The 23725-nt window shown below is 70.4% G+C and carries 20 protein-coding genes and 2 tRNA genes; 14 read left to right on the top strand and 8 right to left on the bottom strand.

Annotated elements, in window-relative coordinates; genetic code table 11:
* Positions 1 to 37: 37 nt before the first annotated feature.
* Positions 38 to 976, bottom strand: a complete 939-nt coding sequence (gene serB / locus J2S35_RS00365; RefSeq protein WP_309848574.1) for a phosphoserine phosphatase SerB — start codon at positions 974 to 976, stop codon at positions 38 to 40.
* A gap of 44 nt (positions 977 to 1020) precedes the next feature.
* Between serB and J2S35_RS00360 the strand changes: the two genes are divergently transcribed.
* The 4 genes from J2S35_RS00360 (at position 1021) to J2S35_RS00345 (ending at position 3878) form a co-directional block, all read left to right on the top strand.
* A complete protein-coding gene (locus J2S35_RS00360; protein WP_309848572.1) occupies positions 1021 to 1806 on the top strand; it encodes an ABC transporter ATP-binding protein in 786 nt (261 codons plus the stop codon).
* Positions 1807 to 1822: 16 nt separating this feature from the next.
* Positions 1823 to 2629 (top strand): sulfite exporter TauE/SafE family protein, encoded by an 807-nt coding sequence (locus J2S35_RS00355; protein WP_309848569.1) that lies wholly within the window; start codon positions 1823 to 1825, stop codon positions 2627 to 2629.
* Positions 2630 to 3496 carry a TrmH family RNA methyltransferase gene (locus J2S35_RS00350; RefSeq protein ID WP_309848567.1) on the top strand — a complete coding sequence of 289 codons (867 nt, stop codon included), beginning with the start codon at positions 2630 to 2632 and terminating at the stop codon, positions 3494 to 3496.
* A gap of 127 nt (positions 3497 to 3623) precedes the next feature.
* Positions 3624 to 3878 (top strand): type B 50S ribosomal protein L31, encoded by a 255-nt coding sequence (locus tag J2S35_RS00345; protein ID WP_309848565.1) that lies wholly within the window; start codon positions 3624 to 3626, stop codon positions 3876 to 3878.
* 87 nt (positions 3879 to 3965) lie between these two features.
* On the opposite strand, the gene pepN is transcribed toward J2S35_RS00345, so the two are convergent.
* The 5 genes from pepN to J2S35_RS00320 form a co-directional block, all read right to left on the bottom strand.
* Positions 3966 to 6581 carry an aminopeptidase N gene (gene pepN / locus J2S35_RS00340; RefSeq protein WP_309848562.1) on the bottom strand — a complete coding sequence of 872 codons (2616 nt, stop codon included), beginning with the start codon at positions 6579 to 6581 and terminating at the stop codon, positions 3966 to 3968.
* 52 nt (positions 6582 to 6633) lie between these two features.
* Entirely contained in the window at positions 6634 to 7740 is a 1107-nt protein-coding gene (locus tag J2S35_RS00335; protein WP_309848560.1) for a YeiH family protein, read from the bottom strand.
* Between the two features lie 31 nt (positions 7741 to 7771).
* Positions 7772 to 9286: an SDR family NAD(P)-dependent oxidoreductase gene (locus J2S35_RS00330; RefSeq protein ID WP_309848557.1), complete on the bottom strand. Its 1515-nt coding sequence runs from the start codon at positions 9284 to 9286 to the stop codon at positions 7772 to 7774.
* Between the two features lie 68 nt (positions 9287 to 9354).
* Positions 9355 to 11433, bottom strand: a complete 2079-nt coding sequence (locus tag J2S35_RS00325) for an acyl-CoA dehydrogenase family protein (protein ID WP_309848556.1) — start codon at positions 11431 to 11433, stop codon at positions 9355 to 9357.
* Positions 11430 to 12137 (bottom strand): TetR/AcrR family transcriptional regulator, encoded by a 708-nt coding sequence (locus J2S35_RS00320; RefSeq protein WP_309852938.1) that lies wholly within the window; start codon positions 12135 to 12137, stop codon positions 11430 to 11432. The genes J2S35_RS00325 and J2S35_RS00320 overlap by 4 nt, the downstream gene beginning before the upstream one ends.
* Before the next feature lie 123 nt (positions 12138 to 12260).
* Between J2S35_RS00320 and J2S35_RS00315 the strand changes: the two genes are divergently transcribed.
* The 4 genes from J2S35_RS00315 (at position 12261) to J2S35_RS00300 (ending at position 16106) form a co-directional block, all read left to right on the top strand.
* Positions 12261 to 13583 (top strand): acetyl-CoA C-acetyltransferase, encoded by a 1323-nt coding sequence (locus J2S35_RS00315; protein WP_309848553.1) that lies wholly within the window; start codon positions 12261 to 12263, stop codon positions 13581 to 13583.
* A gap of 2 nt (positions 13584 to 13585) precedes the next feature.
* Positions 13586 to 14923 carry a 3-oxoacyl-ACP reductase gene (locus J2S35_RS00310; protein WP_309848552.1) on the top strand — a complete coding sequence of 446 codons (1338 nt, stop codon included), beginning with the start codon at positions 13586 to 13588 and terminating at the stop codon, positions 14921 to 14923.
* On the top strand, positions 14923 to 15849 hold the full coding sequence (locus J2S35_RS00305; protein WP_309848551.1) for a MaoC family dehydratase: 927 nt from the start codon (positions 14923 to 14925) through the stop codon (positions 15847 to 15849). The genes J2S35_RS00310 and J2S35_RS00305 overlap by 1 nt, the downstream gene beginning before the upstream one ends.
* A gap of 173 nt (positions 15850 to 16022) precedes the next feature.
* A tRNA-Leu gene (locus tag J2S35_RS00300) sits at positions 16023 to 16106 on the top strand.
* Between the two features lie 112 nt (positions 16107 to 16218).
* On the opposite strand, the gene J2S35_RS00295 is transcribed toward J2S35_RS00300, so the two are convergent.
* On the bottom strand, positions 16219 to 17322 hold the full coding sequence (locus tag J2S35_RS00295) for an IS1249 family transposase (protein WP_309848548.1): 1104 nt from the start codon (positions 17320 to 17322) through the stop codon (positions 16219 to 16221).
* Between the two features lie 264 nt (positions 17323 to 17586).
* On the opposite strand from J2S35_RS00295, the gene J2S35_RS00290 reads away from it, so the two are divergent.
* From J2S35_RS00290 to mshC, 6 genes are all read left to right on the top strand, one after another.
* Positions 17587 to 17670: transfer RNA gene (locus J2S35_RS00290), tRNA-Leu, on the top strand.
* Between the two features lie 174 nt (positions 17671 to 17844).
* A complete protein-coding gene (locus J2S35_RS00285; protein WP_309848547.1) occupies positions 17845 to 18825 on the top strand; it encodes an SPFH domain-containing protein in 981 nt (326 codons plus the stop codon).
* A 111-nt stretch (positions 18826 to 18936) separates the two neighbouring features.
* Positions 18937 to 20292, top strand: coding sequence for a M20/M25/M40 family metallo-hydrolase (locus J2S35_RS00280; protein ID WP_309848545.1), 1356 nt, complete (start codon positions 18937 to 18939; stop codon positions 20290 to 20292).
* 36 nt (positions 20293 to 20328) lie between these two features.
* Positions 20329 to 20538 carry a hypothetical protein gene (locus J2S35_RS00275; RefSeq protein WP_309848543.1) on the top strand — a complete coding sequence of 70 codons (210 nt, stop codon included), beginning with the start codon at positions 20329 to 20331 and terminating at the stop codon, positions 20536 to 20538.
* Positions 20539 to 20582: 44 nt separating this feature from the next.
* Positions 20583 to 21413, top strand: a complete 831-nt coding sequence (locus tag J2S35_RS00270; RefSeq protein ID WP_309848541.1) for an undecaprenyl-diphosphate phosphatase — start codon at positions 20583 to 20585, stop codon at positions 21411 to 21413.
* 72 nt (positions 21414 to 21485) lie between these two features.
* Positions 21486 to 22766, top strand: a complete 1281-nt coding sequence (mshC, locus tag J2S35_RS00265; RefSeq protein WP_309848538.1) for a cysteine--1-D-myo-inosityl 2-amino-2-deoxy-alpha-D-glucopyranoside ligase — start codon at positions 21486 to 21488, stop codon at positions 22764 to 22766.
* Here the strand turns inward: mshC and J2S35_RS00260 are convergent.
* Positions 22763 to 23710: a proteasome assembly chaperone family protein gene (locus J2S35_RS00260; RefSeq protein ID WP_309848535.1), complete on the bottom strand. Its 948-nt coding sequence runs from the start codon at positions 23708 to 23710 to the stop codon at positions 22763 to 22765. The genes mshC and J2S35_RS00260 overlap by 4 nt on opposite strands.
* Between the last annotated feature and the right edge of the window lie 15 nt (positions 23711 to 23725).

The raw sequence follows: 23725 nt of genomic DNA, 5'->3' as shown, positions 1-23725 counted from the left end.
GGCGCACGCCCGCGGGGGCCTTGTGCGCTGCCTGACCTCAGGCGTCCATGCAGACGATCGCCTCAAGGGCGCCCAGGTGGCGCACGTCGAGCCTCACGTCGGCGGCCTCCGCGAGCACCGGCTTGGCGCAGAGGGCGACGCCGACGTCGGCCGCCCGCACCATCTCCAGATCGTTGGCCCCGTCCCCAACCGCGATGCGGGCCCGCGTGGTCTCGTCCCCGAGGGAGAGGAGGAATCGCCGCTTCGTCTCCGCCGTGACAATCTCGCCCGTCACCCGGCCCGTGAGGCGGCCGTCCTCGGTCTCAAGGGCATTGGCCAGGTGCGCGGTGAGACCCCATTCGGCGGAGTGGGGCGCGAGGACCTCCTCGAACCCCCCGGAGACCGCCCCGACCGCGTGGCCCCCGGACACGGCGCGGCGGATGAACGCCACGGCCCCCGTCGTCGGCGTCACCTGGGCCGCGACCTCCCCGAGGGCGCTCGTCTCAAGTCCGCGCAGTGTGGCGACGCGCCGGGTGAGCGAGGCGGCGAAGTCGAGCTCGCCGCGCATGGCGGCGGCCGTGACGCTCGCGACCTCCTCGAGCGAGCCGGCCCTGGCCGCCAGCAGCTCGATGACCTCCTCCTCGATGAGGGTCGAGTCGACGTCGAACGCAAAGGCCTTCGGGCCCGGGGCGGCCGCGGGGCCCGTGACGAATGCGGTCTGCGCCACACCGTGAAGGCCCGCGAGCGCGGGGTCGAACTCGGAGCGGAAGGACTCGCGGGCGGCCCCGTCGTCGTCCGCTGAGCCGGTGACGGCCCAGGCGAGAATCCCCGGTGCGTGGTGGTGCGAGAGGACGCCGTTCCAGCGGCCCGCCCACGCCGTCAGGCGTGACTCGAGGTCGGCGCCCGCAGCGTCCAGCGCGCCCTCCAGGGCCACGCACGAGGCGCGCCATGGAGCGCGGTCAGGGTCGGTGCGGGAGGCAGGGCGGCGCGCAGTCATGTCCCCAGCCTAACGAGGCGGGGGCGCCGCGCTAAGGTGGAGGCATGACTGATGTGCTCTCCCTGGATTCCGTGACGGTCACTCGCGGCTCGAAGAACCTGCTTGACGCCGTGAGCCTCACCGTGAAGGAGGGGGAGCGCTGGGTTGTCATGGGCCCCAACGGCGCGGGCAAGACCACCCTGCTCCAGCTCGCCGCGGCCCGCATGCACCCCTCGAAGGGCACCGTGTCCATCCTCGGGGAGCAGCTCGGCAAGGTCGACGTCTTCGAGCTGCGCCCCCGCGTGGGCCTGGCCTCGACCGCGCTCATGGGCCACATCCCGGCCGAGGAGAAGGTCCTCGACGCCGTCGTCACCGCCGCCTACGGCGTGACGGGCCGGTGGCGGGAGGAGTACGAGCGCTTCGACGAGCGCCGCGCGTTCATGCTCCTGGAGCAGTGGGGCGTCGGCACGCTGCTGAGCCGCCCCTTCGGCCAGCTCTCGGAGGGCGAGAAGAAGCGCGTGCAGATCGCCCGGGCCCTCATGACTGACCCCGAGCTCCTCCTCCTCGACGAGCCGGGCGGCGGACTCGACCTGGGCGGGCGCGAGGACCTCGTCGCGCGCCTGACGCACCTTGCGAAGAACCCGAGCGCCCCGGCGATGATCGTCGTGACCCACCACGTCGAGGAGGTTCCGCCGGGCTTCACGCACGCCGCGCTCCTCAAGGACGGCGCGCTCGTGGCCGCCGGCGAGATCGACGACGTCCTCACGGCCGAGAAGCTGTCCGAGACGTTCGGCATGGCCATTGAGCTCCGCGTCGACGGCGGTCGGCGCTTCGCCACCGCTCGCGCCTAGTCCCTGACGGGCCGCCGTGAGCGCGCTCGACATCGTCCTCATCGCCCTGGCGGGCCTGTGGGCGGGGGCCATCAACGTCGCCGTGGGCTCCGGCAGCCTCGTGACGTTCCCGACGCTCGTGGCCCTCGGCTTCCCGCCGGTCACGGCCTCCATCTCGAACGCGATGGGCCTGATCGCCGGCAATTTCTCTGGAGCGCTGTCCTACCGCCGCGAGCTCCGCGAGGTCCGGCCCCAGCTGCTGAGGCTCATCCCCGCGTCCCTTGCGGGCGGCCTCGTGGGCTCGTCCCTTCTGCTGCACTTGCCCCCGTCCGTGTTCAACTACGTGGCGCCGGTCCTGACGGTCCTCGCTGTGCTCTGCGTGCTCTTCCAGCCCCGCCTGGCGCGGGCCATCGCGGCACGGCGGGAGGCCGCTGCGAGCGCCTCCGGCTCGCCCCCCGACGCGGTGGAAGGCACCCGGATCACGCCCGTGACGGCCGTCCTCGTCTTCCTCGCGGGCATCTATGGCGGGTACTTCGTCGCGGCGCAGGGCGTCCTCCTGCTCGCCATTCTCGGCATCCTCGTCTCGGGGATCGGGTTCCAGCGGTCCAACGGCCTGCGTAACGTCCTCGTGCTCGTCGTCAACATGACGGCCGCCGCGAGCTACCTCCTCTTCGCGTTCGAGCGCATCCGCTGGGACGCCGTCCTCGTCATCGCCGTCTCGAGCTTCGTGGGCGGCACGTTCGGCGGCCGCGTCGCCCGCCGCCTCTCGGCCTCGGTGCTGCGCGGGACCATTGTTGTCTTCGGCTGCATCGCCCTCGTCACCATGATTGGAAAGCTGCTCTAGATGAACATCGTGCGTCTGACGCCCGAGCTGGACGCCGCCGGCATCGGCCGCGCCGTGTCCGCGGGCCGGCCCGTCTGCTCCACCGAGTCCATGCTCGCCGACTACGTGGGGCTGACGGACGCGGCCCTGCGCCAGCGCCAGGACGTCGAGCAGGGGCGGTTCATCGCCGAGACGACCCTCGTCGTCAAGCGCGCCCTGGAGGCCGGGTACGCGCCGCGCTCCTTCTTCCTCGCGGAGAAGCACCTGCCGGATCTCGCCGAGGAGATCGCGGCGTTCCCTGACGTGCCCGTGTTCGTCGGGGACGAGTCCACGCTCGCGCGGATCGCAGGCTTCCACCTTCACCGGGGCGCCCTCGCCTCGATGTGGCGCAGGCCCCTCCCGCCCCTCGCCGAGCTGGTCGCCGGGGCCCGCCGGATCGCGGTCATCGAGGACGTCGTCGACCACACGAACATCGGCGCGCTCATGCGCAGCGCCGCGGCCCTGGGCGTCGAGGGCGTCGTCCTCTCGCCCAGGTGCGCGGATCCGCTCTACCGGCGCGCCATCCGCACGTCCATGGGCACGGTCTTCTCCCTGCCCTTCACGCGCGCCGAGTCCTGGCCGGGGGCGCTGGGGGAGCTGCGGGCTGCCGGTTTCTCCGTGGCCGCCCTGGCCTTGGCCGACGACGCCGTGCCGCTGGACGCGTTCGCCGCGCAGTTGCCGGCGGACGCGAGGCTCGCGGTGCTTCTCGGCTCGGAGGGGCCTGGCCTGACCCGGGCGGCCCTCGAGGCGTCGGACGCCCGCGTCATCATCCCCATGTCCGCCGGGACGGACTCGCTCAACGTCGCCGCGGCCGCCGCCGTCGCCTTCTGGGAGACGCGCGCGAGGTGAGCGCCCGCGTGTTCCAGCGCCCCGCCGAGCCGCGCGTGGTCTAGACTGGATGGGTTGCCCGGCCACCGCCGGGACACATTACCGCGACCCTGGCAAAAACCAGGCGCACCAGTCTGAAGGATTGATTATGAAGAAGGACATCCACCCGAAGTACGCGCCGGTCGTCTTCCGTGACCTCGCCTCCGGCGAGAAGTACCTCACCCGCTCCACCGCCACGTCTGAGAAGACGATCGAGTGGGAGGACGGCAACACGTACCCCGTCATCGACGTTGAAATCTCGGCCGCCTCGCACCCGTTCTACACGGGCAAGCAGCGCATCATGGACTCGGCCGGCCGCGTCGAGCGCTTCAACCAGCGCTTCAAGAACTTCGGCAAGAAGTAGGCTTCAGCCGCTTCTCGCAGGTCAGAGGGCCCCGGTCTCCAAGGAGACCGGGGCCCTCGTCTGTCTGGCGACGGAGCTGTCTGCCGCCTAGATTCCGTCCTTAGCCCGCCGCTGGGCTGCCAGCTGGAGCTCCGCGGCGTGGATGTGCTCGGAGAGCAGGCGCCGAAGGGCCGCCGGTGCCTCCCGGTTGGCCTCCATCCACTCGTTCATGCGGCTGACGAACGGGTGGCTCCCAAGGGTGTCGACGTCGAGATCCGCGGGGAAGAAGCCGCCGACGAGCCGGGAGGCGATCTCCTGGGAGCGCGACCCCCAGATGCCCAGGAGCAGGTCCGCGTAGCCGGAGCGGATCGGGTCGAGGACCTTGGCCTCGTCTCGGGCGAACCCGGCCGCGAGCGCGGAGACTGCGTCGTTGGAGAGGGAGGCGTCCCCCCACGCCTCGTCCCAGACGCGGCGCTTGTTCTCCGCGCCGGGGCGGGCAGCGAGGGCCTGCCTGCGCATGCGCTCGGCCGCCGCGGAGGGCTTGGCCGCGTACCGGGCCTCGATCTCGTCCTCGTCGACGAGCCCCGCCGAGGCGAGCCCTGCGACGAGCTGCCAGGTCACGTCCTCGTCCATGGTCAGGGACGGGGCGGTGTGCTCCCCGGCGAGGAGGGCCCGCGCGTCCTCGGTCCGCGTGGTGCGAGCGAGCGCCGCCACCGCCAGGGCGTACTCAGTGGCGAGGGCGCTGCTCGTCTCCGCTGAGTCGAGGCCCCGCCAGGCGTCGTCGGCGATCTCCTGGAAGAGCGCCTCGCGCTCATGGACTGGGGCGTACCGGCGCGCCGCGACGAGGGCCCGCTGAAGGAGGACGGTCGCAAGGCCGATCTCCGCCCCCGAGGCGACGACGCGCAGGGCCATGCGCACGAACTCGCGGGCCGGCAGGCTCGCGGCCCGCACCATCTCCCACAGGTTGGAGAGGACGACAGCCTGGGCCAGCGGATCGGCGATCTCATGGGCGTGCTCGACGAGGACGGCGAGCGTGCGCTTGTCGAACTGGACGGTGGCGTACGTGAGGTCGTCGTCGTTGACGAGGATGAAGCTCGCCTCGCTCGGCAGGGGAGTGCCGGCGAGCTCCGGGATCTCGAGGGACGCGCCCTCGAGCGTGACGCGCTCGGACCACGTGCGCTGGTAGGAGCCGCCGGAGAGCTCGTAGCGGCCGAGCGCGAGCGTGTGTGGGCGGACCACGGAGATGCCCGTGAGCGGGTCCGTGCTGGACTGGCTGAGGACGGCCTTGGCGATCGTAGCCCGGTCGGTGTCAGGCGTGAGGGTCAGCGTCAGGCGGGAGACGCCGGAGGTCTGCAGCCAGAGGGCCGCCCAGCGGCTCATGTCCTTGCCCGTCGACTCGGAGAGGGCGGCGAGCAGGTCCGCGAGGCGCGCGTTGCCGAAGGCGTGGCGGGCGAAGTAGGCGCGGGCCGCCCGGGTGAACGCCTCCTCGCCGGCGTGGGCCACGAGCTGCTTGAGGACCGAGGCGCCCTTGGCGTACGTGATGCCGTCGAAGTTCTGGCGTGCGGCCTCGAGGTCGGGGATGTCCGCGACGATCGGGTGGGTCGTGGGCCCCTGGTCCATGACGTACGCCCACGCCTTGCGGCGGTTGGCGAAGGTCACCCAGGACTCGGGGCGGTCGAGGGCCTCGGCCACGGCGAGCGTGCCCATGTAGTCGGCGAAGGACTCCTTGAGCCAGAGGTCGTCCCACCAGTGCATGGTCACGAGGTCGCCGAACCACATGTGGGCCATCTCGTGGAGGATCGTGTTGGCGCGGGACTCGATCTGCAGCTCGCTCGCCTCGCCGCGGTACAGGTACTCCTCCGTGAAGGTGACGAGCCCGGGGTTCTCCATGGCGCCAAGGTTGTACTCCGGCACAAACGCCTGGTCGTACTTGCCGCCCCACGGGTAGGCGGAACCGAAGAGGTCCTGGAAGTAGGTCAGGCCCTTCTTCGTCTGCTCGAAGATCAGGTCCGCGTCGAGGAGGTCGCTGATGGCCTTGCGGCAGAAGAGGCGCAGGCGGATGTCGTGCGCGTCCGGCGTCTCCGGGGTCGCGAGGTCTGCCGTGTAGAGGTCCTCGGCCACATGGTAGGGGCCGGCGAGGATCGTCGTGATGTATGTGGAGAACGTCGCCGTCGTCTCGAAGACGACGCGGTCCCCGTCCTCGAAGGGCTCCCGGTGCGCGGCCGGGGCGTTGGACTCGAGGACCCAGCCCCGCGGCCCCGTCAGCGTCAGCGTGTAGGTCGCCTTGAGATCGGGCTGCTCGAACGTCGCGAAGACGCGGCGGCAGTCCGCCGGCTCGTACTGCGTGTAGAGGTACGTCTCCCCGTCGGCGGGGTCCACGTAGCGGTGCATGCCCTCGCCGGAGCGGCTGTACAGGCTTCGCCCCGCAATGACGACCTCGTTCGGGCCGGCCTCCGTGCGGAAGTGAACGCGCCCAGGGCGGACGGCCTCGGACAGGTCCTGCTCGACCCCGTTGACGACGACCCGCCTCACCGACTCGGCCTCGTAGTCGGCGAAGATGTCCTCGGCGCGGCTCGCGGTGAACCGGATGACGGTCTCGGATCCGAAGTGCGGGCAGTCCGCCTCCACGGCGGAACGGACGTCGATGAACATCTCGTAGGAGACGTTCGAGATGATCTGGGCGCGGCGCTGGGCCTCAGAGCGGGAGAGGTTCTGTGCATGCATGACTCCCACTTTAGGTCGCCAGTGCATGGCGCGCATCACGCGCGCGTCTGGCTCAGCGTCCTGCCACAAGGGCGACGACGGCGCCTGCGGCTACGAGAACACCCCACGAGAGGAGGGCCGCGCGGAGCGAGCTCCGCCCGCGCCTCCACAGCTCAACGGGCCGGACGGCGGCGCCCAGCCCCACGAGGGCCATGCACAGGAGGGCCTCGCGCAGCGCGCCGACGACTCCGAGCAGCCCGTGCGGCAGGGGCACCCACGTGCGGACGACGAGCGCCACGACAAACCCTGCGACGAAGAGGGGCACGAGCGGCGCCGCGGCCGCCGCGCCTGCCTGTCCGCCGGCGGCTGTCGTTCCGGTGCTCGGCGACGCTCCGCCAGCGATGCTCCCGCCGCTCGGGGCCGTCTGTCCCGCCGAGGCCCCCTGCCGCCGCGCGCTCCGGGCCAGAACGGCAGTGACCGGGGCCAGGCACAGGACCCGGACCATCTTGACGGCGACGGCCACGGTGAGGACCACCCCTGCCGCGCCGTCAGCCACGGGCGCGGAGGACTGGGCGGCCGCGACGACCTGGCCGACGTCGTGGACGCTCGCCCCGATCCAGGCCCCCGCCTGCACGCCCGTGGCCCCTGTCACGGCGACGAGAGCGGGCATGAGGGCGATGGCGAGGCTGCCGCACAGCGTGACGAGGGCCGTCGGCACGGCCGTCTTCGCCGTGTCAATCCGGCGTGCCGCCGCCGCGGCGGCGATGGCCGAGGCCCCGCAGATGCTGAAGCCGGCGGCGAGGAGAAGCCGCTCGTCGTCGTCCATCCCCCGCCCGGCGAGCCAGGTGACGCCGAAGGCCACCGGCACGAGGGCGAGCGTCGCGAGCACCGCGAGAAGACCGACGGACGCGATGTCCGTCAGGGAGACGGCGAAGCCGAGGAGGACGATCCCTGCGCGCATGAGCCGCTTGCCTGCGAACGCGAGGCCCGGGGCGGCCTGTTCCCAGCGGACGGCGCGCCCCGCGGGGGACGATCCGAAGACCTGGGCCCCCAGCAGCCCGAGGACGAAGGCGACCGTCAGGGCGGGGACAGACGGCAGGAGCGTGTGGACGCCCGTGGCGGCGAGCCACCCCACCGCGGCCAGGGCGAGGCCCCACGCCTCGCGCCGCCCCGGAAGCATCGTCAGGCCAGCGTTCTCGCGGGAGCCGCGGTCACCACGGCACCGGCTTGTAGTCCTTGAGGAACACGCCGTAGAGGTCCTCGCCCGCCTCGCCGCGGACGATCGGGTCATAGACACGCGCCGCACCGTCCACGAGGTCGAGGGGAGCGGACCAGCCCTCGCGGGCCATGCGCAGCTTGTCCTCGTGGGGGCGCTCGTCGGTGATCCAGCCCGTGTCGACGCTCGTCATGAGGATGCCGTCGGACTCGAACATCTCCTGCGCGGACGTGCGGGTGAGCATGTTGAGGGACGCCTTGGCCATGTTCGTGTGCGGATGGCCCGCGCCCTTGTAGCGGCGGCCGCCGAACTGGCCCTCCATCGCGGAGACGTTGACGACGTACGTGCGTGCTCGGGGGGAGGCCTTGAGCGCGCCCCGGAGGCGGGAGACGATGAGGAACGGGGCGGTGACGTTGCACAGCTGGACCTCGAGGAGCTCGAGCGCGTCCACCTGGGACACCGTCTGGGTCCACGAGTTGCTTGTGGCCGTGTCTGGGATGAGCCCGCCCGCGTCGATGGCCGTTCCGGCCTCGTGCCGCTCCAGCGAGGCATGCCCCATCTCGATGCCCGCACGGGCCACGTCGACCGGCAGGACGGGTGCGGCGCCCAGCACGGCGTGGGAGTCCGGGCTCGCGAGCTGGCCGGCGACGCCGATGGGGTGCCTCTCGTGGGCGCGGCCCAGCGTCGTCGTCCGAGGCGCGGGGAGGGTCCCTCCGCCGGCGGCCGGGAGCTCTGCGGGCAGTGCCTGGTCCTCTTGGGCGATGATCGCGGAGTACGCGCCCGCGGAGCGGCGGACCGTCTGGGCGGCGTTGTTGATGATGATGTCCAGGGGACCCTCGGCGCTGAGGCGGTCCGTCAGCGCGATCACCTGGGCTGGGTCGCGGAGGTCGATCCCCACGATGTCGAGCCGGTGCAGCCAGTCCGCGGCGTCCGGCATCTGCGCGTAGCGGCGGGCCGCATCGTTGGGGAAGCGGGTCGTGATCGTCGTATGGGCGCCGTCGCGCAGCAGGCGCAGCGCGATATGCATGCCGATCTTGGCGCGCCCGCCCGTGAGGAGCGCCCTCCGGCCGGAGAGGTCCGTGCGGGCCTCGCGCTTGCCGTGGGAGAAGTCCGCGCAGGCCGGGCAGAGCGCGTGGTAGAACGAGTCGACCTGCGTGTACGGCTCCTTGCAGATGTAGCAGCCGCGGGCGACCTTGAGGTGGCCCGCCACGCGGGTCGTCGCCCGGGAGGTGAGCTGGGATCCGCGGGTCTCGTCGTCGATCCGCTCGGGGGAGGCGGTCGCCGTGGCCTCGAGGATTTCGCGGTCGTGGTCGCGAACGCTCGAGCGCGCAATGTCCCGGCGGTACTTCTTGACGGCCTTGAACATCTTGCCCGTGGCCCGGCGCACGGCCACGAAGTCCGGGTGGTCCTCGGGGAACTCGTGGACGCGCCCGAGGACGCGCAGGCACGCCGCGACATCCTCCGGGTCGAGGGGTTCGGCGTCAGGGTACGTGAGCGGGGCGTCAGTCATAGCCTGTCAAGAATACAGTGAGGCCCGCCCCGTTCCCGGGGCGGGCCTCACGTCGGTCGCGGCGCGGGTCAGGCCTTGCGCGCCTTGTCCCTGGCGTGCAGCACCTTCTCGTCAATCGGAGCGTCCGACGACGCGCGCAGGGCGCGGTAGTACGCCGCGGCCTCGTCCTGACGCTTCTTCTCGTCGCCCGTGGCGATCGGGGCTCGCATGTGCTCCTGCGTGTAGCCGAATGCGTCGACGAGGTCCTTGACGTGCGGGCGCAGCTTCTTGACGAGGCGGTTGATGTACTCGTCCAGCGTCCGGGCACGCTGCGAGGAGAGGCGGCCGTTCATGAGATACCAGCCGAGATTCTCCTGGATGAGGTCCAGGCCGAAGAGGTCACGCACAACCGTGAGGACCCGGCGCGTGCCCTCGTCCCCGATCGTCGGCAGCGCGCGGGTGAACGCCTCCCACTGGAGGAGCTCCGCGTGAGCCTTGGCCGCCTTGATCAGGGCGTCCTGGTGGTCATTGAAGAGCTCGGCGGCCTCGGCGGGCTTGAGCTTGTGCGCATGGCGCAGGTCCTGGGCGATCTCGGCGATCATCGAGTTGACCCGGTCCTCGAGGAGGTTCCGCTGGGTGTCCTCGTCGCGCAGGGCGATCGCGGACTTCCGCTCGTCTCCCGTGTCCACGACCGTCTGCACGAGGCGGCGCAGGCCGGAGCGGCTCATGGCGGCGTCCGTCGCCTGCGTGGCGATGAACTGTGCGAGCCCCGCACGGTCCAGGCCCTTCAGGTTCCGGCTGTAGTCGCCGAGGAGGCGCTTGGCCACGAGCTGGAGCAGCACGTTGTTGTCGCCCTCGAACGTCACGTAGATGTCGAGGTCGGCGCGCAGCCCCGTGAGGCGGTTGGCGGCGATGAAGCCGGCGCCGCCGCACGCCTCACGGCACTCCTGGAGGATGTCGAGCGCGTTCCACGTCGAGAGGGCCTTCAGGCCGGCGGCGAGCGTCTCGAGGTCCTCGCGGGACGCCTCTGTGTCGTTGCGCCCGGAGAACACGTCATCGAACTTCCGCAGGAGCTCGTCGTGCGCGTACCCCATGGCGTACGTCTTGGCGATGAGGGGGATGAGCCGCCGCTGGTGGCGCTGGTAGTCCATGAGGACCTGCTCGCCCTCGCCGTCGCCCGCCTTGAACTGGCGGCGCTCCAGCCCGTAGGTCACGGCGATCTGCAGGCCGAGCTTCGACGCGGCGGTCGCCGCTCCGTCGAGCGAGACGCGCCCCTGCACCAAGGTGCCGAGCATCGTGAAGAAGCGGCGCCCAGGCGAGGCAATGGGGGAGGAGTACGTGCCGTCCGGCGCGACGTCCCCGTAGCGGTTGAGGAGATTCGTGCGCGGGATGCGGACGTGGTCGAAGTGCAGCCGGCCGTTGTCGATGCCGTTGAGGCCGCCCTTGAGGCCGTCGTCCTCGCCCCCGACGCCGGGGAGGAACTCGCCCGTCTCCGGATCGCGGATGTCTACGTAGAACGCGTGCACGCCGTGGTTGACGCCCTTCGTGATGAGCTGGGCGAAGACCGTCGCCGCCACACCGTGGAGGCCCGCGTTGCCGAGGAATTCCTTCCACGCCGCCTTGAACGGCGTGTGGATGACGAACTCCTCCGTCTCGGGATCATAGGTTGCGGTCGTCGCGATCGAGGCGACGTCCGAGCCGTGGCCGATCTCCGTCATCGCGAACGCGCCCGGAATCTCGAGCGACATGATGCGGGGCAGCCACGCCTCGTGGTGGGGCTTCGTGCCAAGGTGCATGACTGCGGAGCCGAAGAGGCCCCACTGCACGCCGGCCTTGATCTGCATCGAGGGATCGCCCGTGACGAACTCCTCGAACGCCGCGACGTTCGGGCCGTGAGCGTCCTGCCCGCCCACCGCGCTGGGGAACGCGTTGTGGACAAGGCCTCGCTCCACGAGGAGCTTGAGCTGGCCCAGGACGCGCTCGCGGTGCTGCTCCATGGGCAGGGTCGGGTCGCGCTGGAGGTCCGGGGAGGTCACGGCCTCACGGGCGGTGCGCCGGGCCTCGGCGTAGGTGCCGAGGAGGTTCTCGGCGAGGTGCTGGACGTCGATGCGGTCGTCAGCGACATCGAGATCATGCCGCGTCGCGGGAATGGTGTTCTTCTCAGTCATGGTGACTCCGTGTGTGTGGTGGGCGGTGGGGTTGGGGAGTGCGGGGCTGCATCGGGGACGACGACGGCGCCTGGCGGCTCGTCGCTCCCCGTGGATTGGGGGGCCAGCCCGAAGGCGAGCCAGTGGGTGATGAGGTCTCGGATCTCCTCGAGCGGCGGCCTGTGCTCGGCCGGGCTGTAGAGCCACGCCTCAGAGACGGACCTGATGAGCCCGACCCCGGCGTGGGGCCAGTAGGCCAGGGTCGCCTCGCGGCGGGCGCCTGCTGCGGACCCGCTGAGGACGGCCGCGACGTTGCTCTCGATGAGCTCGGTGATCGTCTTGAAGAATCCGCGCAGCTCCTCGGAGGAGTCGTCCTGCGTCACGAACTCGTACACGTTCCGGGACCGTTCAATAAGGTGCAGGTAGGCGGAGACCATCTCCCGGAGGCCGGCGACGGCGTGCGGCTCGCTGCCCACGGCGGAGACGACCTCTCGCTTGACACGGGTGAGCACGCGGTCCGCGACGGCCTCCTGCAGGCCGGCCTTGTCGTCGAAGTACCGATAGAAGACGGACTTCGAGGTGCCGGCCGCCTCGGCGATGTCCTCCATCGAAGCGCCGGGGCCGAGAGCGTCGATCGCCCCGACGGCCAACTTGACCAGCGCACGGCGCCGCTCCGCTCGGTGGGCGTCCCACCGGCGGGCCCGGCCATCGTCACTTGGCGTCATCTTCACGATACCGAGCGTATCAGGTACGCTGAGTATCAGTAACACGGATCACAGCGGTGCCGCCCCATACAGGGCTCGCAGCCCCACCGGCACCCCGGCCACCCCAAGGGAAAGAGCGAGACCATGCTGGAGAACACCCAGACCACCCCCGCCGTCGAGCCAGGCCGCACCCGCGCGGCCGTCGTCGTCGGCGGAAACCGCATCCCATTCGCCCGCTCCAACGGCGCGTACGCGCACGCCTCCAACCAGGACATGCTCACCGCGGCCCTCGACGGACTCGTTGCGCGCTTCGGCCTCCAGGGCGAGGCCATCGGCGAAGTCGCCGCCGGCGCCGTCCTCAAGCACTCACGGGACTTCAACCTGACGCGCGAGGCCGTCCTCGGATCCCAGCTCAGCTCCACCACCCCCGCCTTTGACATCCAGATGGCGTGCGCCACCGGCATGGAGGCCATTGCGAGCCTCTCGGACAAGATCCGCCTCGGCCGCATCGAGTCCGCCATCGCCGGTGGCACCGACACCACGAGCGACGCGCCCATCGCCGTCTCCGAGGGCCTCCGTCGCGCCCTGCTCGACCTCTCCCGCGCCAAGACCCCGGGACAGCGGCTCAAGGCGCTCGCGGGCGTCCGCCCCGGGGACCTCAAGCCGGCCGCACCGGGCACCGCCGAGCCCCGCACTGGCCTGTCGATGGGTGAGCACCAGGCCATCACGACCCACGCGTGGGGCGTCACCCGCGAGGAGCAGGACGAGCTCGTCCTCTCCAGCCACAAGAACCTCGCCGCCGCGTATGAGCGGGGATTCTTCGACGATCTCGTCACGCCGTTCAACGGGCTCGCCCGCGACAACAACCTCCGCGCGGACACGTCGATGGAGAAGCTCGGCAAGCTCAAGACCGTCTACGGCCGCCAGTTCGGGGACGAGGCGACGATGACCGCGGGCAACTCGACCCCGCTCACCGACGGCGCCTCCGCCGTCCTCCTCGCCAGCGAGGACTGGGCCACGGCCCACGACCTTCCGATGCTCGCGAACGTCGTGGACGCCGAGGCCGCCGCGGTGGACTTCGTCCACGGCGACGAGGGGCTCCTCATGGCGCCGGCCTACGCAGTGCCGCGCCTGCTCGCTCGCAATGGCCTCACGCTCCAGGACTTCGACTTCTACGAGATCCACGAGGCCTTCGCAGGCACCGTGCTCTCGACCCTCAAGGCGTGGGAGGACCCCGCATTCTGCCGGGAGCGCCTCGGGCTGGACGAGCCCCTCGGCTCCATCGACCGCGCACGCCTCAACGTCAACGGCTCCTCTCTCGCCGCGGGCCACCCCTTCGCTGCGACGGGCGGGCGCATCGTCGCCAGCCTCGCCAAGGCATTGCACGAGAAGGGCTCCGGACGGGGCCTCGTGTCCGTCTGCGCCGCGGGCGGCCTCGGCGTCGCGATGATCCTGGAGGCGCGCTGATCATGACGGACACCTACCTGGACCTCGTCAACAGCGGACTCGGCAAGGAGGTCGCCTCGAAGCTCGGGCTGCCCCGCCCCAGCGTCCTGCGCCGCCACACAGCGGGCGAGCCCGTTGCCGCGGGCACGGTTCTCGTCCTCGGCTCCTCGGCCGGCGCGAGCGCCGTCGCCGCTCACCTCCTCGACGAGGGCGCGGACGTGCGCCGAAGCGACGACACCTCGACAACCTACGCGGCGATCGTCATGGGGCTCGACGACGCCACAGCCCCGCGGGACCTCCACCCCGTCGTCCTCGAGGCTGCGGGGGCGTTGAAGCGGATGGACGCGGGCTCGCGCGTCATCGTCCTGACTCGCCCGGCGGGACACGATGATCCCGAGATCGCCGCCGTCCGCGCCGGCACGGTCGGAATGATGCGCTCCGTGGCCCACGAGATGCGTCGAGGCGGAACGGCCAACGCCGTCGTCATCGAGGACGGCCTCGAGGCCACCGCCCCGTCCGTCCTCGGTGCCGTCCGCTTCTTCCTCTCCGGCCGGAGCGCATACGTGAGCGGGCAGCCGCTCCTCGTCTCCAGCGCCGCCGGGCGCCTCCCGCTCGACCCGGAGCGCCCTCTCGACGGCAAGATCGCGGTCGTCACGGGCGCGGCCCGCGGCATCGGCGCGGCGATCGCCAAGACGCTGCGTCGAGATGGCGCGCAAGTCATCGTCGTCGACATCCCCGCAGCGGGCGAGCAGCTCGCGAAGGTGGCCAACGAGGTCCAGGGCACGGCCCTTCAGCTCGACATCACGGCCGAGGACGCGGGGGAGCGGATCCTCGCGCACGCCCGCCAGCGGTACGGGTGGCTGGACATCGTCGTGCACAACGCCGGCATCACGCGGGACAAGCTCCTCGCCAACATGGACGAGTCCCGCTGGGACTCCGTCATGGCGGTGAACATCGAGTCGCAGCTGCGGATGAATCGGGCCTTTGCGGCCTCGGAGTCCTTCGCGCGGGACGGGCGCATCGTCTGCCTCGCCTCGACGTCTGGCATTGCGGGCAACCGCGGGCAGTCCAACTATGCGGCGTCCAAGGCGGGGGTCATCGGCATGGTGGCCGCCTCCTCGGCAGCGCTGACGGAGCACGGCGGGTCCATCAACGCGGTCGCGCCCGGGTTCATCGAGACGGACATGACGGCGAAGATTCCGTTCCTCACCCGCGAGGTCGCCCGCCGCCTGAGCAGCCTCCAGCAGGGCGGTCTCCCGCAGGACGTCGCGGAGGCCATCGCGTTCCTCGCTTCGGATGCCGCGGCGGGCGTGTCCGGTCAGACGCTGCGCGTCTGCGGGCAGAACCTGGTGGGCGCGTGATGGCGGGACAGCGTCGCGTCGAGACCGTGCCCATGCCCACCCTCGGCGAGGGGTACCGGGCGGCGCTGCTCGGGCTCGCCTCGCGCCGTGGGCGCGCCAGATCTGCTGCCTCTTTGCCCGACGTCGCCTTGCGGGTGGAGAACGTGCCCGTGGACGCCGACGCCGATCGCCGCGTTCGCGTGGAGGCCCACGGGCGTCCGGGCCCGTTCGCCTCGGCGGAGTACCTCCATGTCCTGGCGTTCCCGCTGGCCATGAGCGTGCTCGTCCGCAAGGACTTCCCCCTGCCCGTGTTGGGGCTCATCCACCTGGTCAACTCCGTGGAGTACGCGGAGGCCGTTCCCCTGGGGGCGCGAGTGGAGATCACGGCATGGGCCGAGAACCTCGCCCCCCACCACGCGGGCACCACGGCGGACCTCGTGGTCGAGATCAGGCATGAGGGGCGGCTCGCTTTCCGGGGCCTGTCCCGAAACCTTGCCAAGGGGACGTTCCTCAAGGGGAAGCCCGAGCGCTCCTCGGAGGACCGCGGCGCGTTCGAGGGCCGCACGGCCCAGTGGCGCTTCGGCACCGATGCCGGGCGGCGGTGGGCCGCCGTCTCCGGCGACGTCAACCCGATCCACATGAGTGCAGCCACGGCTCGCCTGCTGGGAATGCCGCGGGCGATCGCCCACGGGATGCTCGTCGCCTCTCGAGGGCTCGAGGCCGCCCTGCCGCCCGGGACGGAGGCAGGCTTCCGCTGGGACGCGACCTTCCTGACGCCCGTCACGCTGCCCGGCGCGGTGGACGTGCGGATCGACGTCAGCGGCGGCGAGGGCGGCGCGCCCTGGCCAGCCCCCGGCGCACGCGTTGAGTATCGGGGCTGGAACGCCAAGAGCGGCCGGCCGCACATCGTCGGCTCGGTGACGCCGCTCGAGGCGGGGGAGAGGTAGCGCCTGCGGGGGCCCTTCCGATCCCCGCGCTGGGAAGCGGGCGTCCGCTGGTGGGCGGCCCCCGGCGGGTGCGCCTTCACCTGGCCGCGAGAGCCCGATTTGTCACCACTCACCAGATCCTGCTAGGCTGGTCTGCGTTGCCTGCGGCACTCGCTGAGAGCTGTTGGTCACCTGCGCGGGTGGCGGAATAGGTAGACGCGCTAGCTTGAGGTGCTAGTCCACGAAAGTGGGTGGGGGTTCAAGTCCCCCTTCGCGCACAGATGGACACGGGCCGTCGGATCACTGATCCGGCGGCCCGTTCCGCATTGCGCGCCTGTCCGGGCACAGGCGGGTTATAGGCCAAAATGTGTGTAAGGCCCGGGCGTGTCGTCACCCCTCCTCGGCTGGTTCGTAGCGCTGCCACCCGGTCCCGTAGGTCATCGGGCGTCCCGTAGCCTCCCACATCTGCGCGTCCGTCTCAGGCACGTCAGGCACCGGCCTGGATGTCATCAGGAGTTCTTTGAGGTTCAGGGGTGCTGGGCCGTGAAGAGCCAGCCACCAGTCGAGCGCGCGCATGCGGTGCGCTAACGGCATCCCTCTGTGCAGCCGCAGCAGTGCCCGGAGCTGAGCGTTGATCCCGCCTTCGTGCCAACTCGTCGTGCGTGGCACCCGCCGGTCGGCGAGGTACGTGAACGCGGTCCCATTCCCCACGACGCTGTTGAGCGCATGCCGGGCGCGGCGGAGGCGTTCATGCGTAAATCCCACCGTCCCGTCGGGGTAGCGAGTGCGTTCTTGCAAGAACCGTCCCCACCGCTGGTTCCAGTCCTGAAGCTCCAGCGTCCAGGCACGGGCTTGCTCTGGCGTGTTCAGCCGCCCCACGGCCGTTGAGAGCGCGAAGAGTTCCCTGCCCGCAGGAAGACGCGGACGCGAGGTGAGATGGCGCCGGACGCTGGCGTGGACATGGAAGAGGCACCGCTGCACTTTCGTCGAAGGCCACATGGTGCTCAGCGCCGATCGCATCCCGCCCGCACCGTCGATGACGACGTACTCCGGGGCGGGGAGGCCTTCGATGAGGTCTTGCCAGCTCGCACGTGTTTCTGCTCGGGCCCAGACCCAGTTCACGACGATGCCTGAGGGGGTGGAAGCGATCAAGCAGACCGTTGTGCGTTCAAGCCAGATCCCGTCGAGCCCGAGGACGGGGTGGATTTCCCCGGTCCTGACAGGACGTGGCACGAGCGACCAGAGAGGTTCAAAGCGTCGTCGTAGTGTGCGGGGGCTGATCCGCAGTTCCGTGGCGAGTTCGGCTTGAGAGGCTTTGCCCGTGATCCATCGTTGGAACGCGCGGGCCTGTGTGAGCTCGGTGGCGCGGGAGCGGGTCGTGCTCGCTCCGCAGGTCAGGCAGCGCCATCGGGTTCGTCCTGAGCTTGTAGTGCCGTTCTTGGCAAGGGGCTGGGCGCATACACCACAGTGGGGCCGATTGCGTGGAAGGGGCATGAGACATGCTCCCAGGCCATGTCAACGGCCGTGTTGCCTTACTGCCGACTGGGAAGCAGGGGCACCGCTTACACACATTTTGGCCTATAACCCGCACAGGCTCGTGACAACGGGCCCCGTACCGGACGTGACGTGTCCGTTCGCGACGCGTATCGACACCGCCCCGTTCTTGGCCCGCCATTCACCCCGATTTCACGAACCGCCCTCTCGGTGGTAGAGTTGAATCCGTTGCCGCGGCACCGTTTCGGTTGCTGTTGGTCACCTGCGCGGGTGGCGGAATAGGTAGACGCGCTAGCTTGAGGTGCTAGTCCACGAAAGTGGGTGGGGGTTCAAGTCCCCCTTCGCGCACAGATGGACACGGGCCGTCGGATCACTGATCCGGCGGCCCGTTCCGCATTGCGCCCGGCTGTCCGCGTCCTGCGGCGACGTTCAGGTTGATTTGACACACTGGGGGAGTACTCAACTCGGCAGCGTCGTCGAACCCCTGGCGTTGCCTCTCTCACACCGAGCTGCGAGGTGCCTATGGCCATCACTATCTCCACTCTCGTCACCCTTATCGTCATCGTCGCCCTGCTGACTCAGACGCTGTTCATCGTGCGTCAGAAGACGGCCGCCGTCGTCGAGCGCCTCGGCAAGTTCCAGCGCGTGGCGATGCCCGGCCTGAACTTCAAGATCCCCTTCATCGACCGCGTCGCACAGCGCGTGGACCTCCGCGTCCAGCAGATCGACATGGACATCGAGACGAAGACGGAGGACAACGTGACCGTCCTCGTCCGCACCTCCGTTCAGTTCGAGGTGGCGGCCGCAGACCCGATGAACCCCGCCGGAATCAACCCCGAGGGCGTCAAGGCGGCGGTGTACTCGCTGTCCAACCCGGGCGCGCAGATCCGCACGTATGTCGCCGACGCCGTCCGCGGCAAGGTCCCCAACATGTCCCTCGACGAGACCTTCAGCGACAAGGCCGCCATCGCCGAGCACGTCTCCACCGAGCTTGCGGCCCGCATGAGCGGCTACGGCTTCCACATCCTCAACACGCTCGTGCCCGATGTCGCCCCGACGGACGCCCGCGTCCTCTCCGCGATGAACAACGTCATGGCGTCGCTGCGTGAGAAGGAGGCCACGATCAACAAGGCACAGGCCGAGAAGTCGGCCACGATCATCCGCGCCGAGGCGGACCGGGACCGAGCCCGCCTCGCCGGTGAGGGCGTGGCCCTCCAACGCAAGGCCATCGCGGAGGGCCTCGCCCAGTCCGTCCGCGAGATCGGGGACGCGACGAACGGCGACGCCGCCAACTCCCTCGCCGTCCTCATGTTCACCCAGCAGGTCGACGCCCAGATCGCCTTCGCCGAGAAGGGCAACTCCAGCACGGTGCTCCTGCCGCCGGCCGCGGACCAGTTCCAGAACACGTTCGCATCCATCCAGTCCGCAATCCTCGCGGCGGGAGAGGCCAAGTCCAACGCGGCCAACGCCCGCGCCCGCTACGAGGCAGAAGAGCGGCGCTAGAGCCCTCGGGTCACACGTGGCCGAGTGCCGCACAACGGGCAGGGATTGGGTCGCTCCAGTCCCTGCCCTAGTCTGTGGATGAGACCCACGCAGCGATCCCAAGGAGACACCATGCCGAACGCCGACGCAACGGACACCGCGGACCTCACCGGGTACGGCTCCCTCCCGGACGATCAGGCTCTCAGCGACGTCATCGACATGTGCAGAGACCTCATCCGGATTGACACCTCGAACTACGGCGACAACGCCGGGCCGGGGGAGCGAGAAGCGGCCGAGTACGTGGCGGCGCGCATGAGTGCGGCTGGCCTTGAGCCGGACCTCTTTGAATCGGCCCCCGGCCGCGCCTCCGTCGTCGCCCGCATGAAGGGCACCAACCCGGACAAGCCCGCGCTCGTCGTCCACGGACACCTCGACGTCGTCCCCGCACAGGCGGAGGACTGGAGCGTCGACCCCTTCGCCGCCGAGGTCAAGGACGGCCTCATTTGGGGCCGCGGCGCGGTGGACATGAAGGACATGGACGCGATGATCCTCGCCACGATGGAGTCCATGCAGCGCAACAAGGTTCGCCCGGAGCGCGATCTCATCTTCGCGATGTTCGCGGACGAGGAGGCCAACGGCACATACGGCTCGAACTGGGCGGTGGACAACCGGCCCGAACTCTTCGAGGGCGCCAGCGAGGCCATCAGCGAGGTCGGCGGATTCTCCGGTGAGATCGCTGGCCAGCGCGTCTACTACCTCCAGACGGCGGAGAAGGGTCTTGCCTGGCTGCGGCTCATCGCGCACGGCCGCGCGGGCCACGGCTCGCAGATCAACACGGACAATGCGGTCACCCGGCTCGCCGAGGCCGTGGCAGCCATCGGACGCCACACGTGGCCTGTCGAGTTCACCAAGACCACGGAGCAGTTCGTCTCCATCGTGGAGGACATGACCGGCGTGGACTTCGACGAGTCCGATCCCCGGGCGTTCCTGGAGCAGCTCGGCAGCGTGGCCCTCTTCGTCGGGGCGACGTTCCAGAACACCTCGAACCCCTCCCTCCTGAAGAGCGGCTACAAGACCAACGTCATCCCCGGCACCGCCGAGGCGCACATCGACGTACGCACTCTCCCCGGCAAGCACGACGAGGTCATGCGCATCATCAAGGAGCTCGCGGGAGAGCACGTGGATGTCGAGCCGATCAGCATCGGACCTTCCCTCGAGACCGCCTTCAACGGGGACCTCGTGGACGGCATGATCGCGGCGCTCGGCGCGGAGGACCCCGGAGCACCAGTCCTGCCGTACACCCTGTCAGGCGGCACGGACAACAAGGCACTGAGCCGCCTCGGGATCACGGGCTACGGCTTCGCCCCGCTGCGTCTGCCCAAGGAGCTCAACTTCACGTCGATGTTCCACGGCGTGGACGAGCGGGTCCCGGTCGACTCCCTCGTGTTCGGCACGAAGGTCCTCCACCGTCTGCTCTCAGCGCAGTAAGCGCACGCCGCGTCCCGCGCGGGTAGGATGTGTGCCATGAGCCACACACCGGAACAGTCACTCGAGGACCTCGTCTCGCTCATGAGGGAGCACCTCGCCGCCCTGCGCGAGTCGCGTGGAGACGGGGACTTCGCCGTTGAGGCGCTCTATGACCGCGTCGGCGACGCCTTCGCGGACTATGCCGACGCCCTCGACGAGGAGTTCGGGGAGGCCCTGCCCATGGACCTCGTCGACGACGAGGACTGACAGGCCGCCTCAAGGAGCCCGGGCGCGGGGTCTAGAGTGGACACGTGCATTGGATTGAAGCGATCATTCTTGGCCTGGTTCAGGGCCTGACCGAGTTCCTCCCCGTCTCCTCGAGCGCCCACCTGCGGATCGTCGGTGAGCTCCTGCCCGACGGCAAGGACCCTGGGGCCGCGTTCACTGCCATCACCCAGCTCGGCACTGAGCTGGCGGTGCTGATCTACTTCTGGAAGGACTTCGTCCGGATCATCTCGCGCTGGTTCGGCTCCCTCACGGGCCGCGTGCCGCGCAACGACCAGGACGCCCGGATGGGCTGGCTCATCATCGTCGGCAGCATCCCGATCGTCGTCTTCGGCCTCCTGCTCAAGGACGCGATCGAGACGAGCTTCCGCAGCCTGTGGATCGTCGGCACGACGCTCATCGTCTTCGGCGTCATCCTCGGCGTCGCCGACGCCGTCGGCCGCCAGGTCCGCAAGCTCGAGGACCTCACCGTTCCTCACGGCCTCATCTACGGATTCGCCCAGGCCCTTGCCCTCATCCCGGGCGTCTCGCGGTCCGGCGGCACGATCACCGCGGGCCTCCTCATGGGGTACACCCGCGAGGCGGCTGCCCGCTACTCGTTCCTCCTGGCCATGCCGGCGGTCTTCGCCTCGGGCCTCTACGAGCTCTACGGCGCCCTGAAGTCCACCTCGCCGACCGTCTACACCATGCCGCAGACGGCCCTCGCCACGGTCATCGCCTTCGGCGTCGGCTACGCGATCATCGCGTGGTTCCTGCGATACATTTCCCACAACAGCTTCCGGCCGTTCGTCTGGTACCGCATCGGGCTCGGCGTCGTCGTCTACATCCTTCTGGGCACGGGCGTCATCAGCGCCTGACGCTCCACCCCTGTCCTTGCAGGGCGCGGCACGCACTGCCCGCCCCGCCTCCTGACACGAAAGGCCCGCCGCATGCGAGCATGGTCCACCGCCCCGATCCCGCGCGTCGCCGGGCGTCCTCCGCGCCTCACCCTGTGGGACACGGCGCAGCAGAGGCTCGTCGAGCCTGAGACGAACGGCAAGGCAAGTCTCTATGTCTGCGGCATCACGCCCTACGACGCGACCCACATGGGCCACGCTGCGACCTACGTGGCGTTCGACCTCCTCGTCCGCCAGTGGCGCGACGCGGGTCACGACGTGACATACGTGCAGAACGTGACGGACGTCGACGACCCCCTCCTCGAGCGCGCCAACGCCACCGGTGCCGACTGGCGCGAGCTCGCCCGAGAGCAGACTGACCTGTTCCGCGAGGACATGGAGGCGCTCAACGTCGTCGCGCCGCAGCACTACGTCGGCGCGGTCGAGTCCGTCCCGCTCATCGTCGAGGGCGTCGAGCACCTCGTCGCCGAGGGCGTCGCCTATACGGTGCCCGGCCACGACGGCGAGCCCGACGGGGACGTCTACTTCGACATCGAGGCCGCTCAGCGCATCCAGCCGCACACCGAGGCCGGCGCATGGGTGCTCGGCCAGGTGAGCGGCTACTCCCGTGAGGACATGCTCCGCCTCTCCGCCGAGCGAGGGGGAGACCCCGAGCGCCCGGGCAAGCGCGGACCCCTCGACCCGCTGCTCTGGCGCGTGGCCCGCCCCGGAGAGCCCGCCTGGGACGGGGCCTCCCTCGGGGAGGGCCGCCCCGGCTGGCACATCGAGTGCTGCGTCATCGCCCGCCGACTCCTCCCGGCCCCCTTCACGGTCCAGGCCGGCGGCAGCGACCTCACCTTCCCCCACCACGAGATGTCCGCGGCTCACGCGTATGCGGCCGACGGCGTTCCGCTGGCGCGCCATTACGCGCACGCGGCCATGGTGGGCCTCGACGGGGAGAAGATGAGCAAGTCCCGCGGGAACCTCGTCTTCGTCAGCGTGCTGCGCCGCGAGGGGACGGACCCCGCCGCGATCCGGCTCGCGCTTCTCTCCCAGCGCTACCGGGAGGATTGGTTCTGGAGCGACGACGTCCTGGCGGCGGCAAAGACCCGCTTGGCGCGCTGGCGCGAGGCATTCACCGGCACGGCGTGGACGGCCGCGGAGGCCGAGCGGCTCATCGCGGAGATTCGGGCCGCGCTGGCCAACGACTTGGATGCCCCGGCCGCGCTCGTCGCGGTGGACGCCGCCCTGACGCGGCATGTCCCGACGCAGCAGGACGAGGGATCGCAGGGCATCCGGGACGCGCTCGACGCGCTTCTCGGCATCCGGCTCTAGGTCCGGGCGGCCCCGTCGTCGTCCTCTCCTGAGCCGTAGGAGCGCAGGAACGTCTCGATCTCCTCCGCGATGACGTCCCCCGAGACCTCGGGGAGCGAGGCGGAGGCCTCGACGGCGGCGTCGACGGTGCGCTCGAGGCGGCGGACGTACTCGCGGATGTCCTCGTCGTTCTCGGCGAGCTCCTCGACGTTGCGCTCCCACGCCTCAGCCTCGTCGACGAGCTGGGCGTCCTGGAGGACGACGCCGAAGATCTCCTCCAGCGCGCCGACAAGCGCCAGCTGCGCCTTCGGGGAGGGGGACTGGCTCACATAGTGGGGGACTGACACCCACGCGGAGAGGGCGGGGACGCCATGGCGTGCGAACGTCGAGCTCAGCACGCCGAGCATGCCTGTGGGGCCCTCGTACGTGGAGGCATCGAGGCCCATGAGCGTGCCGAGGCGCTCATCCTCCGTCGTCATGATGGTCGGGAACGGCCGCGAGTGCGGGACGTCCGCGAGCATCGCACCGAGGAGGACCACAGCATCCACGCCCTCGGCCGCCGTGAAGGCCATGACGCGCTCGGCGAACGTCCGCCATGCGAAGCTCGGCTCGTGCCCGTAGGCGACGATGACGCGGTCGCGCCCGGCGCCCGTGCCCACGTCGTAGAACCGGACCCCGGGCCAGCGGATGCTGCGCTCGCCCGAGGACGAGCGCGAGACGCGGGGCCGCAGCACCTGGTAGTCATAGAATCGCTCGTCCGTCACGGCTGAGACGAGGGGCGCGTTGGCTGCCGTGCGCGCCCTGCGAAGAACGCTCGAGGCGGCCTCGCCCGCGTCATTCCAGCCGCGGAACGCGATGAGGAGGACCGTCTTCGCCGCGTCCGGGTTCTCTCCCCGAGAGGCGGCCATGGTCCCCAGGGCGCGCATCAGGGTGGCGGGCTCGTGGCGGTCAGGGGTGTCGGTCATACACTCCAGCTTAGG

The sequence above is a fragment of the Falsarthrobacter nasiphocae genome, from assembly GCF_031456275.1.
Classification (GTDB): Bacteria; Actinomycetota; Actinomycetes; order Actinomycetales; family Micrococcaceae; genus Falsarthrobacter; species Falsarthrobacter nasiphocae.
The sequence above is the reverse complement of the archived record's forward strand: the minus strand, read 5'-3'. Positions and strand labels throughout refer to the sequence as shown.